Origin of the sequence: Variovorax sp. Root318D1, from assembly GCF_001424835.1 — a bacterium.
In the GTDB taxonomy this organism is placed as follows: Bacteria; Pseudomonadota; Gammaproteobacteria; order Burkholderiales; family Burkholderiaceae_C; genus Variovorax.
In genome coordinates, this window is record NZ_LMCQ01000012.1 from 491,750 (window position 1) to 507,937 (window position 16,188).

At 62.1% G+C, this 16,188-nt stretch carries 11 protein-coding genes; 6 read left to right on the forward strand and 5 right to left on the reverse strand.

Annotation, left to right across the window (positions count from 1 at the left end; all coding sequences use genetic code 11):
- Positions 1–71: 71 nt before the first annotated feature.
- Positions 72–4,124: a glycosyltransferase gene (locus tag ASC78_RS27040; protein ID WP_235505071.1), complete on the forward strand. Its 4,053-nt coding sequence runs from the start codon at positions 72–74 to the stop codon at positions 4,122–4,124.
- 49 nt (positions 4,125–4,173) lie between these two features.
- Here ASC78_RS27040 and ASC78_RS12430 read toward each other — a convergent pair whose 3' ends face one another.
- Genes ASC78_RS12430 through ASC78_RS12440 form a run of 3 tightly spaced genes read right to left on the reverse strand, consistent with a single transcriptional unit; the run spans position 4,174 to position 7,142 of the window.
- A complete protein-coding gene (locus ASC78_RS12430) occupies positions 4,174–4,917 on the reverse strand; it encodes an ABC transporter ATP-binding protein (protein WP_055801368.1) in 744 nt (247 codons plus the stop codon).
- 3 nt (positions 4,918–4,920) lie between these two features.
- Positions 4,921–5,727: an ABC transporter permease gene (locus ASC78_RS12435; RefSeq protein ID WP_055801372.1), complete on the reverse strand. Its 807-nt coding sequence runs from the start codon at positions 5,725–5,727 to the stop codon at positions 4,921–4,923.
- Positions 5,724–7,142: a mannose-1-phosphate guanylyltransferase/mannose-6-phosphate isomerase gene (locus ASC78_RS12440; protein ID WP_055801374.1), complete on the reverse strand. Its 1,419-nt coding sequence runs from the start codon at positions 7,140–7,142 to the stop codon at positions 5,724–5,726. The genes ASC78_RS12435 and ASC78_RS12440 overlap by 4 nt, the downstream gene beginning before the upstream one ends.
- A gap of 160 nt (positions 7,143–7,302) precedes the next feature.
- On the opposite strand from ASC78_RS12440, the gene ASC78_RS12445 reads away from it, so the two are divergent.
- The 3 genes from ASC78_RS12445 to ASC78_RS12455 are packed head-to-tail and all read left to right on the forward strand — an operon-like array spanning position 7,303 to position 11,181.
- Positions 7,303–9,060, forward strand: coding sequence for a glycosyltransferase family 2 protein (locus ASC78_RS12445; protein ID WP_162246099.1), 1,758 nt, complete (start codon positions 7,303–7,305; stop codon positions 9,058–9,060).
- On the forward strand, positions 9,057–10,079 hold the full coding sequence (locus tag ASC78_RS12450; RefSeq protein ID WP_055801382.1) for a glycosyltransferase family 2 protein: 1,023 nt from the start codon (positions 9,057–9,059) through the stop codon (positions 10,077–10,079). Before ASC78_RS12445 ends, ASC78_RS12450 begins: the two co-directional genes overlap by 4 nt.
- A complete protein-coding gene (locus ASC78_RS12455) occupies positions 10,048–11,181 on the forward strand; it encodes a glycosyltransferase family 2 protein (protein ID WP_235505072.1) in 1,134 nt (377 codons plus the stop codon). Before ASC78_RS12450 ends, ASC78_RS12455 begins: the two co-directional genes overlap by 32 nt.
- Positions 11,182–11,223: 42 nt before the next feature.
- Here ASC78_RS12455 and ASC78_RS12460 read toward each other — a convergent pair whose 3' ends face one another.
- Both ASC78_RS12460 and ASC78_RS12465 read right to left on the reverse strand, forming a co-directional pair.
- Positions 11,224–13,242, reverse strand: coding sequence for an acyltransferase family protein (locus tag ASC78_RS12460; protein ID WP_082517513.1), 2,019 nt, complete (start codon positions 13,240–13,242; stop codon positions 11,224–11,226).
- Between the two features lie 80 nt (positions 13,243–13,322).
- The gene (locus ASC78_RS12465; RefSeq protein WP_055801388.1) at positions 13,323–14,078 is read right to left on the reverse strand and encodes a glycosyltransferase family 2 protein; all 756 of its coding nucleotides are present in this window, start codon (positions 14,076–14,078) and stop codon (positions 13,323–13,325) included.
- A gap of 45 nt (positions 14,079–14,123) precedes the next feature.
- On the opposite strand from ASC78_RS12465, the gene ASC78_RS12470 reads away from it, so the two are divergent.
- Positions 14,124–15,221 (forward strand): glycosyltransferase family 4 protein, encoded by a 1,098-nt coding sequence (locus ASC78_RS12470; RefSeq protein WP_055801391.1) that lies wholly within the window; start codon positions 14,124–14,126, stop codon positions 15,219–15,221.
- A 58-nt stretch (positions 15,222–15,279) separates the two neighbouring features.
- Entirely contained in the window at positions 15,280–16,173 is an 894-nt protein-coding gene (argB, locus tag ASC78_RS12475; protein WP_055801394.1) for an acetylglutamate kinase, read from the forward strand.
- Positions 16,174–16,188: the final 15 nt, after the last annotated feature.

The window sequence follows — 16,188 nt, forward strand, 5'->3', positions numbered from 1 at the left end:
CGCGCAGGGAGCAAGGACTGACTCATTGAACGGGGCCAGCCCGCCAAATGCTCCAGATACACAAAGCAAATATGAGCCATACACCACGAGACGCAGAAAAACTCGCCGAAGCAGAGCGGCAGATAGCCGTCCTTAAATTGCGGTTGGAGTTGCAGGAGCGACTCGTGCAAAGCAGCGATGAATCGATTGAGGCCCAGATCGAAGCGGCAAATGAGCGCGCGGCGTTCGCACTGCAGCAGCAAAACGCACTGCTCAACTCGGCATCCTGGCGGCTGACCGCACCGTTGCGCAAAGTGTCTGCCGCGATTCCTCCTGCATGGCGAGGTCATCTGCGCCGCGCGGCGAAGGCTACCTGGTGGGTTGCAACGCCTTGGCGCATGCCTCAGCGGCTTAATTTTCTCAAGGAGCGCCGCAGTACGGGTGAGGCGAATGCGTCCTCTTTGGTGCCTGTGGTCGGCACCGAAACCAGCCACAGCTCTCAGAACTCCTATCGGCAATGGATTGCCGAGCACGAAAGTCGCTCTGCCTTGCTTGGCGATCTCTCGGCAATTCCGAGGTTGAGTTTTCTGCTTTGTGCAAGCAGTGCACAGCTTGCGATGCTGACCGCGACGGTGAAGTCGATCCGGTCGCAAAACTTCCCCAAGTGGCAGCTCGTCATCGCGCTGACCGGTGATGATGCCGGCGCAATCGATGACGCGTTGCGCATGCTGCAGGATGAAGAGCCTCGCATCGTCTGGCTACCTGCTTCTGGCAAGAACGCTGCCGAAGCGCTTGCCGCATGCCTTTCGCGCGTCAATGGTGATTTCATTGCAGTGCTTGATGCCGGAGACGTCATCGCACCCGGCGCCGCAGTCGAAGTCGCCAATGCGTTCATCGAATCGCCGGCCAGCGACATTCTTTACTGCGACGAAGACGAGTGGTCGGTCGAAGGCGGCCGCGCCCAGCCGTACTTCAAGCCGAACTGGTCGCCGGAGCTGCTTTATGCCTTCAACTACTTCGGACGCTTGACGCTGTTGCGCCGGCAACTGGTCGAGGCTGCGGGCGGAATCGATTCCGCGGTGGGCGCCGGTTTCGAGTGGGATCTGAACCTTCGCGTGAGCGATTTCGCCCAAACCGTCACCCGCATTCCTAAGGTACTGTGCCATCGCGCAACTGGTGGCGGTCACCGGGAACGGCCGTCGACCGACTCGGCTGAAGCCGCCTCGCATCGCTCGGCATTGCGCAAATACTGGGCGCAAAAAGGCATTGACGCGTCAGTCCAGACGCAGCCGGACGGCACCCACCACGCGACCTGGGACATTGATCGGCCGCCGCTCGTCTCGATCGTGATTCCGTCGAAAAACAAGGACCACCTGCTGCGCATGTCCGTGGGTGGGCTGCTGCGGGAAACGGCTTATCCAAATAAGGAAATCATCATCGTGGACACCGGCTCTACCGAGCCGGAAGCGCTGGCGTACTACGCCGAGCTCGCCGCCGAGCCGAGCGTCCGCATCGTTCATTTCAACAAGACCTTCAACTACTCTGCCGCGTGCAATCATGGGGCAGCGTTCTCGCGCGGCGAAATCTTGCTGTTCTTGAACAACGACATCGAAATCGTTTCGCCCGATTGGCTGCACGAAATGGTGCGCGTGGCAATGCGGCCCGGCGTCGGCGTGGTCGGCGCCAAGCTGGTGTTCCCGTCAGGCGAACTGCAGCACGGCGGCGTGGGCGTTGGCATTCACCTTTGCGGCCTGATGTATCGCAGTGCGGAGCGGCTCGGTTGGGGTGTGTTCGGTTCGCCGGACCACGCCCGGAACTGGCTTTCGATCATGGGTGCCTGCCAAATGGTACGGCGCGATGCCTTTGAGCGCGTGGGCGGATTCGACGAGTCATACCTGATTGCAATGAGCGACGTCGCACTCTGCCTGCAGGTCTGGCGCGCTGGTTATCGCATTGCCTATGTACCGCAAGCACGCCTCGTGCACCACGAAGGCGCGACACGGGGCAACACTAACCCCCAGATCGATATGCGTCGAATAGCCGATGACATTCGCACCCTGGGTATCGATGAAGACCCCTATCTTCACCCCGAGTTGGATGCTAACCACGCGATTCCGACCCTTCGAGTCGGCGCGGCGCCCTCGGTTCGCGAGAAGCTCAAGGCCAGCCTTCGCGAATTCGGCTCGCCCAGGCCGCAGCTGCAGACGCTCGACCTCTCAAACGATGGCGCATGCTTGGCGGTTGCGATGCGGCCGCGCGAAAGCGTGATCTGGACACCCCAGCCGGCGCATGGCGTGCGCGATATCTGGTCTGCTGCACGGTGGTGCCTGGACCTCTTGCGTACATGCCCCGACATCCGCCTGCGCTTTCCAGCCGCACTGTCCGAAGGCCCGGAAGGTGCGTTTGTCGGCTGGCTGGAAGCAGAGGGTGCGAATCGTTTCGGACTAGGCAAGAATGCGCTCGCCGCGATTCGCGCGATGTGGTCGGAGGACTTGGCGGTCCGGGCGCGGCAGGCGTTTCTCTATCACTCGGAGGTCCGCGCATTGCTGCCCCACGGCTTGCTGCCGATTGGAAGACGCGAGCTGTTCCATTGGTTCGTGCAGCATGGCCGTCGCAACGCGGATTTGAGGCTGGAAGAAATCTGGTGGCTGTTCTGGACAGCCGCCGAAAGGCCCGAGGCCGAACTGGTCAAGGCCTATGAGTTCACCCCCGAGTGGCAAAAGCTTTATCCCGATGGCCTGACGGTTTTCGGCCGCCGCGCCTTTGCCGCATGGTTCCGCGCCCACTATCGCGTGGCCGATCTGTGGGCGGACCCGGTGCGTTGGCCGGTCGATATCCCGCCTGCCCGCCAGCTTCGGTCTGCGTATCGGACGCGCGAGCAATGGCAGCGCCTGCACCCCAAAGCACTGGACGATTTCGAGTCCGCGAAGGCATTGATCGACTGGCTGCAGTCGTCAGAAGCCATGCAGACTGAAGAGGTGCGGGCATGGTGCGCCGGGCTCGACAAAGACGCCGTGGCAGCCGAGATGACGACGCCCGGCGTCAATGTCATCGGACATTTTTCGTATCCCTCGGGTCTTCGGGTTTCCGTGGAGGCGCTGGTCAAGGGCCTGCGAGAAGTCGGCGTGCAGACCGCGCTACGTGACCTTCGAACCGACAAGAAAGACGATCCGGTTCACGCGCAGTTTCGTGATTTCGAAGACTTCGAAACGACCATCATCCACACACAGCCCGAGCCGTTCTTCAACGAGGCCTATAGCCGCAGCGATCTGAACGAGTACTTGCCGCGCACATATCGGATTGCCTACTGGTACTGGGAGTTCGACTCGATTCCGGATTCATGGCTCGATGCGGCAGCCAAGGTCGATGAAGTCTGGACAGCCACTGAATTCGTTGCCAAGGGCCTGCGTGATCGGCTCTCCATTCCGGTGCGCACCATATTCCCCGGCGTTGCACTGGGTGCTTACCAGCAGCGAGAGCGCAAGTACTTCGGCCTGAAGGATGGAAGCTTCACGTTCCTGTTCACGTTCCACATGATGAGCGTGATGGAGCGCAAGAATCCGCTTGGTTTGATCAATGCATTCAAGGCCGCCTTTTCCCCGCAGGAAGACGTAACGCTGGTGCTGAAGACGTCATTCGGCGATCGTCATCCGGCGCAGCTGAAAGAACTGCGTGCGGCCGCAGAGGGCCATAACATCGTGGTGATCGATCAGGTCTACAGCCCCGACGAAGTGCTGTCGCTCATGGATGCGTGCGACGCTTACGTGTCACTGCATCGCAGCGAAGGTCTTGGCCTGACGATGGCCGAGGCGATGCTGATGGGCAAGCCGGTCATTGCCACCAACTACTCTGGCAACGTCGATTTCATGGGTGAGGATGACAGCCTGCTGGTGTCCTACAAGTTGGTAAAACTCGGTCGTCCAATTCCGCCTTACGACGAAAAGCTTGAGTGGGCCGAGCCATCCACAGAGCACGCAGCGCAACTCATGCGCCGCCTGTATGAAGACCGGGCGTGGGCCAAGGAGGTCGGTGCGCGCGGCAAAGCGCGTGCGGCCATTGATCTGTCTTTGAAAATGGCGGGCCAGAAGGCCGCGGCACGGCTGGCCGAAATCCGCGCGACGTTCCAAACAGAATCGAAGAGCTAAATAAAGAGCTCCGGGGCCGTGTTTGCGGCCCCGGTTGCCGCTTACTTGTTCAAGCCGCGAGTCGCGTGTGCTCGGCCATGTACGCTTCCATGTCCACCGCCTCCAAGCGGCCATGGCTGAGTTTCACGACCTTGTTGCATTCCTTGGCGATCAGGTCGGGCGAGTGCGAAGCGAGCACCAGAATGCCCGATTTGGACACCACGTCGCGCATGCGCTGCTCGGCTTTCTCGGTGAACTCGGCATCGCCTACTGACAGCCATTCATCCATGAGCAGGATGTCTGCCTCGACGCTGGTCGAGATCGAGAAAGCCAGGCGCATCATCATCCCTGTGGAGTAGGTGCGCACAGGCATGTCCACATACTGGCCGAGACCGCTGAATTCGCAAATCTCGGGCGTACGCTCGTCGATCTCCTTCTTGCTCATGCCCATCACCAGGCCGCGCAGCATGATGTTCTCTACACCCGTCGCGTCCATCTCAATACCAAGTGATGGATCGATGAGGCTCGACACGCTTCCTTCGCGCCGGAATTCACCGGCCGAGGGCTCGTACACGCCCGCCAGAGTGCGTAAAAGGGTCGATTTGCCCGCGCCGTTGTGGCCGATCAGCCCCAAGCGGTCGCCGCTACGCAGTTCGAGATTGATGTCGCTGAGGGCCTGGACCACGGTAACACCGGTCTCCTTACCGAAACGCCCGCCGGTCACGGAGGCTGCAAGCGTCTTCTTCAGAGAGGCTGCGCCCGCACCGTAGATTGGGAAATTGACGGCGACGTTCTTGAGTGAAATGGATGCCATAGATCAGAGCCAGTAAACAACGCGGCGGCGATACTTGATGAAGAGCAGCGTGGACCCCACGACGCTCACCACGGTCCAGGCCAGGATGCCGAGCCAGCTGTGCATCTCCGCCACGCCGCCCATCAGGGGTGTGCGCAGCAGATCAAGCATTTGTGCAAAAGGGTTCCACAGGACGTACTGGGCGCGTTGCGGCAGGCTTTCGGGCAGCCAAAAAACCGGTGTCAGGAACATCAGCATCTGCATGACGCTGTTCACGATCTGCGTCACGTCGCGAAAACGGGTGCAGATCAGCCCAAGCAGTACGCCGATCGCATGTGCATTGACGACTGCGATCACCATCGCGGGAAGGATCAGCAGCGCCGACCAGGACAGCGAAATGCCCGCCCAGAGCGCGACCGGCACATACAAAATGATCTGGTGGGCAAACTGGATCAGGTTGCGCGCAATGCTTCGCCAGACAAAAAGGCTGATCGGAAAGTAGCCCTGCTTCAGGTAATTGGACGAGCCCACGAATGCGTTGCACGCCTCGGAGACCACGCTGGAAAAAAATCCCCAGAAGATGATTCCGAGCGCAAGGTGAGGAAAGAACTTTGAAAGTTCCGTGCCGAAGAGCGAACTGTAGAGCGGGCCCATGCCGCCAATCATTGCGCCCATGCTCAACGTGAGCCAGAGCGGACCGAGCATCGAACGCCGATAGCGAAGAACGATGTCGAACCAGGCCAGTGTCCACCAGATGTCGGTGCGGCGTGTCCCCTCCCACCAGTCGGATAGGGCACTACGGTGGAGGTTGGAGTGAATTTCTTGGGTCATGCGCGTCCGTAGGTGTCTGCGAGCCTGACGATATCGTCCTCGCCAAGGTAAACACCGCACTGGACTTCGATAAGCACCAATAGTTCTTCGCCGATGTTGGTCAAACGATGTTTCTCCTTCAATGGGATATGGCGGTATTCGCCCGGCCCGGTGACATGTTCGATGTCGCCGATCTGCACGATGCCCCGCCCTTGCACCACCACCCAATGCTCGGAGCGCTGGTGGTGATACTGCAAAGACAGCGATTCTCCGGGTTTGACCGTGATTCGCTTGACCTTGTAGCTATCTTCTTCCTTGAGTGTTGCGTAGGTGCCCCATGGGCGGTGCACCACGGAGGGCAGATGAACCGCCTCGTGCTTGCGGGATTTCAGCGTATCAACGATCTTTTTGACTTCCTGGGCGCTGTTCTTGTGGGCAACCAGCAGCGCGTCGGGAGTGTCGACAATGACGAGGTCGTGAACGCCCAGCGTCGCCACCAGTTTCGGAATATGGCTGTCGACCTGCACATGGGTGCCGGTGGTGTCGATCGCCACGACGTCCGATGGCATTGTGTTGCCGCTCGCATCTTGGGGCTGGGCTTTTGCCACCGCAGGCCAAGAGCCTACGTCGCTCCATTGGAATTTGGCCGGAACCACGTGCACGTTGTCGGCCGGCTCCATCACTGCATAGTCGATGCTGATGTCGGGCTGGAGTCCGAAGGCATGCAAATCGAATTGGATGGTGTTGCCTTGATGTTCCGTGCTCTTCAGCGCTTTTTTGGCGGCGTCCAGCAGTTCGGGTGCGTACTTCTCAAAGGCGGCCACTATGGCGTTTGCCGTGAAGCAGAACATCCCGCTGTTCCAGTAATAGCGTCCGGTAGCCAGATACTCCTGCGCGGTCTGCAAATCGGGCTTCTCGACAAAGCGCTTGGCCGGTTGACTCGACCGCGAGACCTGGGCCACTTCGATATAGCCGAAGCCTGTGTCCGGACTCGTCGGGCTGATGCCAAATACAACCAGCGCTCCTTGCGTGGCAAGTTTGAAAGCCTGGCTGGCACTCGCGACGAAGGCTTCGACATCGGGCACGAGGTGATCGGCGGACAGCACGAGCATCACGGTTTCGCCACCGAATTTCTCGATACATTGCAGCGCCGCAAGCGCGATGGCGGGGCCGGTATTGCGGCCCTTCGGCTCGAGAAGCAGCGTGGCGTCCGGCGGGTCGGCCATTTGGCCCAGCACATCCTTGGTCAGGAAGAGATGATCCTTGTTCGTAACAATCATCAGATCACCGGTGCCGCAGGCTTGGCCACGTTCGATGGCCTGCTGCAGCAGCGTCGAGCCGCCCAGCTTCATAAAGGGTTTTGGAAACGCCTGCCGTGATGCTGGCCAAAGCCGGGAGCCTGCCCCCCCCGAGAGCACAACTGAAAGTACGTGCATTTTTTATAGGAGTGTGAAGAAGGGGATAATTTTACCGGCCTTGCTCCAAAGGGCCCGTAACCAGTGGAAGCCTCTATTTTCGTGATCTCGAGCAATGTTCAGTAAGCCTACGCTGCCAGCCCCGCAGCCCCATATTCGGCGAAGGGGGCTTGAAAACGGCTTGAGCAGTGCACAGCTTCAACGCCGGATCGCCTTGCTCGAGCACGAGACGCAGTCCCTCGAAACGCGGTTATTGGAGATGCAGCAGTCCACCAGTTGGCGCGTCACGGCGCCGCTGCGCTGGGCCAGCCGGTGTCTTCAGCGGGTCGTGGGCGGTGCACCCTTGCCGCAGGTCGAAGAGCGAGGAGATTACGCGGATTGGGTCGAGCGCTACGACATGATCGATCCGGCGGCCACCGATCGCAGGCGCCGGGAAATCGATGCATCGCCGAAGCGCCAGCGTTTGCTGCTGCTGCCCGCAGGCGAACTGAGCGCAGGCACACTCGACGCGCAGTTGTACAAAGAATGGACGCAAAGGCCGGCCGGATCCCTGCCCGAGGGCTTCAACGCGGCGGCCTCCGCCGACTGGGTCATCTGGATCGAGCCAGGCTGCACACTGCCGTCGCACGCACTGTGGGTCATCGCCCAACAGAGCACTGCGCACCCCGAGGCCCGCTTGATCTATGCCGATGAAGACGAGCTGGATGCGAACGGTCGGCGCATCAATCCTTTTTTCAAGCCCGACTGGAATCCGGACCTTTTCCTCAGCCGCAATCTCTTTGCTTCGTGGGTTGCCATCGAGGCCCACCTGTTCGATGAATCCGGCGGAGTTCGTGCGGAGCTGCCGCCTCCCGAACAGGGCTATGACCTCGCGCTGCGCTGTGTGGAACGGGTTCGCAGCGAGCAGATACGCCACATCCCACACGTGCTCGCCCACCGCCGTGCTTCTGAGGTCGAATTCGGTGGTCGGCCTGGAGGCGTTGCCGTACTGAATGCCCATTTCGCGCGAACAACCACCGCAGCCAGGGCCGAGGCCACGCAGTTTGGCTATCGCACCCGTTATGCGTTGCCATCTTCGCCGCCGCTGGTTTCGTTGATCATTCCGACGCGCAACGCGCTGCCGCTGGTACGGCAGTGCATCGAGAGCATCGTGCTCGAGACGGACTATCCGAACTACGAAATTCTTCTGGTCGACAACGGATCAGACGACCCTGAAGCGCTTGCCTACTTCGCCGCACTGAATGCGCAGCAGGGCATCACCGTTATCCGTGACGAGCGTGCGTTCAACTATTCGGCGCTGAACAACGCGGCAGTTGCAAGGGCACAGGGCGAACTTGTCGCGCTGCTCAACAACGACATTGAGGTCATCTCGCCCGGCTGGCTCGCGGAGATGGTGTCGATTGCCTTGCAGCCGGGAGTGGGCGCTGTCGGCGCGAAGCTGCTTTATCCCGACACGACTGTCCAGCACGGGGGCGTGATTCTGGGTGTCGGCGGCATCGCAGGCCACGCCCACAAGCACTTGGCTCGCTCGGATCCCGGCCATGGCAGGCGTGCGCAGCTTGCGCAATCTTTCAGCGCCGTGACTGCCGCCTGCCTGGTTGTGCGCAAGGCGCTTTACGAGCAAGTGGGAGGACTCGACGAGGAACACCTCACGGTGGCCTTCAATGACATCGACTTCTGCCTGCGCCTTCGCGAAGCTGGTTACCGCAACGTCTGGACGCCTGAGGCCGAACTGTTCCATCACGAATCGGCGACGCGTGTCTCGGATTTCTCCGGCCCGGCGCTGCAGCGCTTTCTTCGTGAAGAGCAGTTCATGCGCGGGCGCTGGGGCGCGCTGCTGCAGGCCGACCCCGCCTACAACCCCAACCTGAGCCTCGCCGCCGAGGATTTCAGCTACGCTTGGCCGCCCCGAACCCCTTGGCTCCCCCCTTCGACATGACAGCAGGCCCGAACACCGCCGCGCCAACGCCCCCCTTTGTTTCCGTCGCGCTTTGCACCCACAACGGCGCGCGTTTCCTACGTGAGCAGGTACGAAGCATCTGCCTGCAGACCTTGCCGCCGGTGGAAATCGTGTTGTCCGATGACGCATCGACCGACGGATCGGTGGAGGTGGTGCGCGCTGCAGTGGCCGAGTGCGCCGCCGAGCGCCCCGGGCACGCTATTTCCCTGCGCATCTTCGAGAACAGGCCCGCCCTGCGCGTGGTCAAGAACTTCGAGCAGGCGATCGGCGCCTGCACCGGCGGCCTGATCGCGCTCAGCGACCAGGATGACGTCTGGCTCCCTGACCGCCTTGCGCAGATGGTGCCGCTCTTCGAACGCGATCCGAAGCTGCTGCTCTTGCACACCGATGCACGCCTGGTCAACGCCGAGCGTCGCGACCTGGGCGATACGCTTTTTCATGCGCTCGAGGTCACGCCATCCGAAATCGAGCGCATCCATGGCGGAAACGCATTCGACGTGTTCCTCCGGCGCAACCTCGTGACCGGCGCGACCACGGTGTTTCGCCGCTCTCTGCTCGAGCACGCGCTGCCCTTGCCGGTCGAATGGGTGCACGACGAATGGCTGGGCATCATCGCCTCGGCCATCGGGCGAGTCGACCTGCTGGAGCAGCCGCTGATCGACTACCGCCAGCACGAGTCAAACCAGATCGGGGCGCGGCGCGACACCTTCGCAGCCAAGGTGCACAAGGCGCTGGCTTCCAGGGGGAGCACGCACGTCGAGCGGGCTCACAAGGCCGAATTGCTTCTTGCGCGGCTGCAGAAATTCGGAGACGCGGTCTCGCCGGAAATTCTCGCGAGGGTGCGCAGCAAGATCGAGCATCAGCGGTTTCGCGCCGCATTGCCCGCATCGCGGATCGCCCGTTGCCTGCCGATCCTTCGCGAAGCCATGACCGGGCGCTACGACAAGTTCGGCCGTGGCTTCCGGGGTGTGGTTCGCGATCTGTTCGAATCTGTGTAGGCTCGGCGCGCGCACCGAACCGCGTTCTTCCAGAAAAACAATGACCCCAATGAATTCCTCTCCAACATCCATCGCCGGCGGGACGGGCGTGTCGCCCACGGTAGTGGTGATCATCCCGTTCTATAACGGCGCCGATTTCATCGAGCGTTCGGTCCGCAGCGTGTTCGAGCAGTCCGTGCCGGCGAATGAAGTGATCGTGGTCAACGACGGCTCCCGGCCCGAAGAGCGCGCGGCGCTCGACGCGCTGGCCGAGCGCTATCCCTTCCGCATCCTGGACAAGGAGAACGGGGGGCAGGGCTCGGCGCGCAACGCCGGAGTGGCTGCTTCCACGTCCGAGTACATCTGCTTTCTGGATCAGGATGATTTTTATCTGCCTAACCACATTGAGATCCTGGTCGAAGCGATTCCCGCCAAGGAGGCGCGGTTCGGCTTCGTCTATGCGGATCTCTACGAGGCCGATGCGGATGCCAATGTAATCCGGACTGGTGTGGTCAAGCTGGGCGCCAAATCGCACCCCAAAACGGATCTCTTCGACCTGCTGCGCCACGACATGTTCGTCCTGCCATCGGCCAGCCTGATCAGCCGAACCGCCTTCGATGCCGTTGGGGGGTTCGATCCGCAGTTCACGGGGTATGAAGACGATGATCTTTTTCTGAGAATCTTCAGGAAAGGCTACACCAACCATTTTGTCGATCGGGCCGTGACGGTCTGGTGCATCCACACCGCGAGCACTTCGTTCGGCGTTCGCATGGTCCGCAGCCGTTTCAGGTATTTCATGAAGCTGGCCGCGGCCTTTCCGGACGAGCCGCGGCGCTCGCTGTACTACCTGCGCGATTACCTGGTGCCGCGCTTCCAGGCGTACTTCGTCGACCACGCGATCGATTCGGCCAAGCACGACAACGAATTCCGCGCCGAGATGCTCGACATCCTGGAGCAGTACGCCGCGGTGGTCCTCGCCAATCCGTCGGTGGGCCGCAAGTCCAAGCTCAAGCTGCGCATGGTCATCTTCCTGCTGCGCCGCGTTTCGCCTTCGACGGTGGCAGCAATCGGCTCCCTGACCAAGGTGCCGGGGCTGCGCACGGTCAGGCGCCTGCTCGACTGATGGCGCCTGGCGTCCGGGAGAACTGAGCGGCCAACCTCGTTTTCATCGGCCGTGGCGCTCGAGCAAGATGTCGTCGAGGTAGGGCACTGTCCGAGCGTAGTCCGATCGAAAATGGTCACGATCTTTGTACACCGGCGTCCCATCGGCCAGTGCCCGGATGCACTGATTCTCGGGGCACAGGAAAGGCAGCGGATCAACAACCGATGCACCGCTGCGGTTGGCGATCTCGGCCATGCGCTGGTTGAGGCTGTTCTGCGTTGTGCGAAGCGCAATGTGAGGGGTCATCCGCCCGACGTGCATGGTGCCGAGCCGGTGGCCGCTGATCAAATGCTCGGGACTGAATTCCAGCCCGATCGGGTTGTCCAGCAGCAGGTAGACCTTCTTCCTCGAAGCGATGCGTTTCAGCAGAATCTCCAGCGAGGCCAGTGATGCGTCCACCCCGCTGCCTTCGCGGAAGAGGAGTTTTTGTGGGCCTGCGCGGAAGTAGAACCCTTCTTCGCTGAGCGCGCCCGTGGCCGGCTGGGCCTGGTCGATGAAATAGCAGTTCCAGCATCCCCCGATCACGATGGTGTCGACATCGTCGGTCAAGGCGTAATCGATGAAGGCCGTTCGCAACTCGTCGCAGCCCGGCGTGGCGTCGCGAAAAATACCCGGAACGAAAGGACATCCGGGTGCGGTTGCGAACGTGATCGAGTTCAGCTGCTGCGCTGGATCCTTCGCCAGTTGTGCGGCACGGATCGCATATTGCTGGACGTGGCTGTCGCCCATGATCAAGACGCGCTCCTTGCCGGAGCCGACCCTAAAGACGGTCTGTCCGCTTTTCAGTTTTGCCGGGGTTAGGCCCTCCCCGAACACCCAGTTCTTTCGTGCCGCCTCGACCGTGTCGAAGTAAGAGTCGTCCAGGCGGCCTGTGAGCCGGCTCGTCAGGGCGAAGACACCGAGCACAGCCAAGCAGGCCACGGCTGCGCCGAGTGTGCGCACCATGCGCGGCGCCGACGAGGCCCGTGCCGGGCGTTCGACAAATCGGTAGGTGATCCAGGCCAGCAGAACCGCTGTCGCCAACAGAAAGGCGCGCAGGCCTTCGGATGGCAGGCCACCTTCCACGATGCGCGCGAACACGAGCAAGGGCCAATGCCAAAGGTAAAGTGGATAACTGATCAGGCCGATCCACACCATCGGCTTCGAGGCAAGCACGTAGCGGTTGAGCACGCCGGTCGGGCCGGCTGCAATGCAGTAGAACGCACCCAGCGTGGGCAGGATGGCCCAGAAACCCGGAAAAGCCTTGTTGCCGCGGATGTAGGCGAGGCCCAGGCCGATCAGCACCAGCCCGGCAATCGACTGCGCATGGCGCCCCCAACCCGGCTTTGGCAGGGGCCGGTGAAGCCGCATGTACGCCAGCATGCCGCCGATCATCAGCTCCCAGAAGCGCGACAACGGCGAATAGAACGCCGCCGTGCGGTGGCTATGGATGGTCGAGACGTTCAGCAGGAACGACATGGCTGCCACCGCGCCCACCACCGCGAGCACGCGCCACTTGCGCTTCCACGCCAGGCCCAGTAGCACGGGCCAGAAGATGTAGAACTGTTCCTCGATGGCCAGCGACCACAGGTGCAGCAGCGGCTTGGTCTCGGCCGCGTTGTCGAAGTAGCCGGCTTCGTTCCAGAACGCGAAGTTCGAGACAAAGCCCGCGCCTGCCGCCACGTGCTTGCCGAGCTGCTCCCACTCGTTAGGCAGAAGCGCATACCAACCGAAGGCGAACGTGGCCGCCAGCACCAGGCCCAGCGCTGGAAAGATGCGCTTTACCCGCCGCGCGTAGAACTCGCGGTAGCTGAATCCGTCGCCCTCGAAGCTGCCCAGGATGATCGTCGTGATCAGGAAACCCGAAATGACGAAGAAGATGTCGACGCCGATGAAGCCGCCCTTGATCCACTGCGGAAACGCGTGGTAGCCGAGCACCGAAATCACGGCGACGGCACGCAGGCCGTCGATGTCGGGTCGGTATTTGGGGTGAACCAGGTGGGCGTGTTCCTGCGGGGATGTCGGGCTGCTGGTTGTCGTCATCGTCGTCGTTGGGGAGGGAAAGGCGGCTTGGCTCCGGCTTCCGGGCCCCGGATTGTCTTCGCAAACGGAAAGCGTTTGTTTCAGGAATGGCGGGGGCGTGCCCGCAGGTAGCGCCAGAACACCGCCGAGCTCCACACCTTCAGCAGGCTGGTCACGTGCCAGTACAGGTGCTTCTTGCTGCTGCGGCTGGCGCGCTGGGCCTCGTGGCGCGCGAGCAGGTCTTCTCCCACCTGCAGCTTCCAGCCTGCCAGCTGGGTCCTTGCGCAGATGTCGAAGTCTTCGCCGTACATGAAGAATCGTTCGTCGAAACCGCCGATCTCGCGGTAGGCGGCGCTTCGAAACAGCATGAACAGGCCCGGAATCCAGTCAGGTACCGCTGGGCGCACATAGCCAGGCTTGCGCCGGGTGAGGATCTCGAGCGGCGTGATGATTGCGCGGTGCTGCTCGGGGGTGCTCTTGTCCGGCTCCAAAATGCGCGGCGTCAAAAGGCCGGCATCGGGCGCGGCCTGCGCAACCAGCGGGGCCAGAACGTCGTTGTCGAATCGGATGTCCGGGTTAAGGACCAGGAACCATGGCGTGTCGCAGCGTTCGAACGCCTGGTTGTGGTTGGCCCCAAACCCCTTGGGGCTCGCGTTTTCGATGCGCTCGACGGCAAATCCCCATTTCCGGCCGTCCAGCAGGTCGGGTTCGGGGATGTTGATCGTCAGCACCACCTTGGCGGTCGAAGCCCGGCTGAAGCGGTCGAGTTGCTCGAGCAGCGGCAGCACCAACGCGAGCTGGCCGTGGCTGACGATCGAAACGGTGATCGGGGGTTGGGAGGGGGAGGGCGCTGGCATGGTCTAATTTCGCTCGGGAATTCTAGGGTTCCCGAACACCCACACATGATTGCTCTGATCGTCATCAGTTTTTTCGTCTCCGCCTTTGCGGTCCAGCTGTTCATGCGCCGCGCGCGCAGGCATGCCCGGCTCTACGGCACCGACATGCCCCAGCGCTTCCACAGGGGGCACGTGCCGCGGCTTGGCGGCGCGGGGATCCTGCTCGGCATGGGCGCGGCCTGGCTGGCGTCCGGTATTACCGGCACCGATCCATTCAACGTGTCCTGGCCGGTCAAGACCTCGATGCTCACGCTGCTGTGCATTGCGCCGGCTGTGCTCGCGGGCATCGTCGAAGACGTCACGCAGAACGTCAGGGTGCGCTACCGGCTGGGGCTCACCATCGGCTCCGCCTTGCTGGTGTGCTGGGTGCTGGGGCTCAGCCTGTCGCGCACCGGCATCGAAACGGTCGACACGTGGCTCGCCATGGTTCCCTATGGCGCTGTGCTGTTCGCGGCCCTGGCCATCGGCGGCCTGCCGCACGCCTTCAACATCATCGATGGGTACAACGGCCTGGCCGGCACCGTGGCGGTGCTGGTTTGCCTGGCTGTTTCGCACGTGGCGCTGCAGGTGGGCGATCGCCAGCTGGCGGCCATGATGGTGTGCCTGGTGGGCGCCACCGTCGGTTTCCTGATCTGGAACTATCCGCGCGGCAAGATCTTTGCCGGCGACGGCGGCGCCTACGTGTGGGGCATGGTCATTGCGGTGGCCTGTGTGACGCTGGTGCAGCGGCACCGCGTCGTCTCGCCATGGTTCCCGATGCTGCTGCTGATCTACCCGGTGTGGGAGACGCTGTTTTCCATCTACCGCAAGCTGGCGCGCGGGCAGTCGCCCGGCACCGCCGATGCCCTGCACTTTCACCAGCTGATCTTCCGGCGCATCGTGCGGGTGGCGTTTGCCGACGACGAGGCCCGGCAATTGCTTGCCCGCAACAACAGGACCTCACCTTACCTGTGGATGTTTGCGGCGCTGTCGGTGGTGCCGGCCGTGCTGTTCTGGAACAACACCATCGTGCTGATGCTGTTCTGCCTGCTGTTCGTCACGACCTACGTGGGCGCCTACCTCATGATCGTGCGCTTCAAAGTGCCGCGCTGGCTGCGCCCCTGACTGCGCTTTCTTTGCGAGAATTTCCCTCATCGTCCTTCGCTTTGGAGCCTGACCGCCCATGACCGACCCCGTCCTCAACATTCCCCCGCGCGACAAGGCCGAGATCCTGGCCCAGGCCCTGCCGTACATCCGCAAGTTCCACGGCAAGACCATCGTCATCAAGTACGGCGGCAATGCCATGACCGACCCAGCCCTGCAGGCCGACTTCGCGGAAGACGTGGTGCTGCTCAAGCTGGTCGGCATGAACCCGGTGGTGGTGCACGGCGGCGGCCCGCAGATCGAGGCGGCGCTCAATCGCTTGGGCAAGAAGGGCAGCTTCATCCAGGGCATGCGCGTGACCGACGCCGAAACCATGGAAGTGGTCGAGTGGGTGCTGGCCGGCGAAGTGCAGCAGGACATCGTGGGCTTGATCAACCAGGCCGGCGGCAAAGCCGTGGGCTTGACCGGGCGCGACGGCGGCCTGATCCGGGCGCAAAAGCTCAAAATGGCGGACCGCACCGACCCCAACCTGCACCACGACGTGGGCCAGGTGGGCGACATCGTCTCCATCGACCCCAGCGTGGTCAAGGCCCTGCAGGACGACGCCTTCATTCCCGTGGTCAGCCCCATCGGCTTCGGCGAGGAGAATGAAAGCTACAACATCAATGCCGACGTCGTCGCTGGCAAGCTGGCCACCGTGCTCAAGGCCGAGAAGCTCATGCTCCTGACCAACACGCCCGGCGTGCTCGACAAGAACGGCAAGCTGCTCACCAACCTGAGCGCGCGCGAAATCGACGACCTGTTTGCCGACGGCACCATCTCAGGTGGCATGCTGCCCAAGATCGAAGGCGCGCTCGATGCGGCCAAGAGCGGTGTGAACGCGGTGCACATCATTGACGGCCGCGTGCCGCACGCCATGCTGCTTGAGATCCTGACCGACCAGGCTTACGGCACGATGATTCGGGCGCGCTGAGCCAGCAGGTCCGGC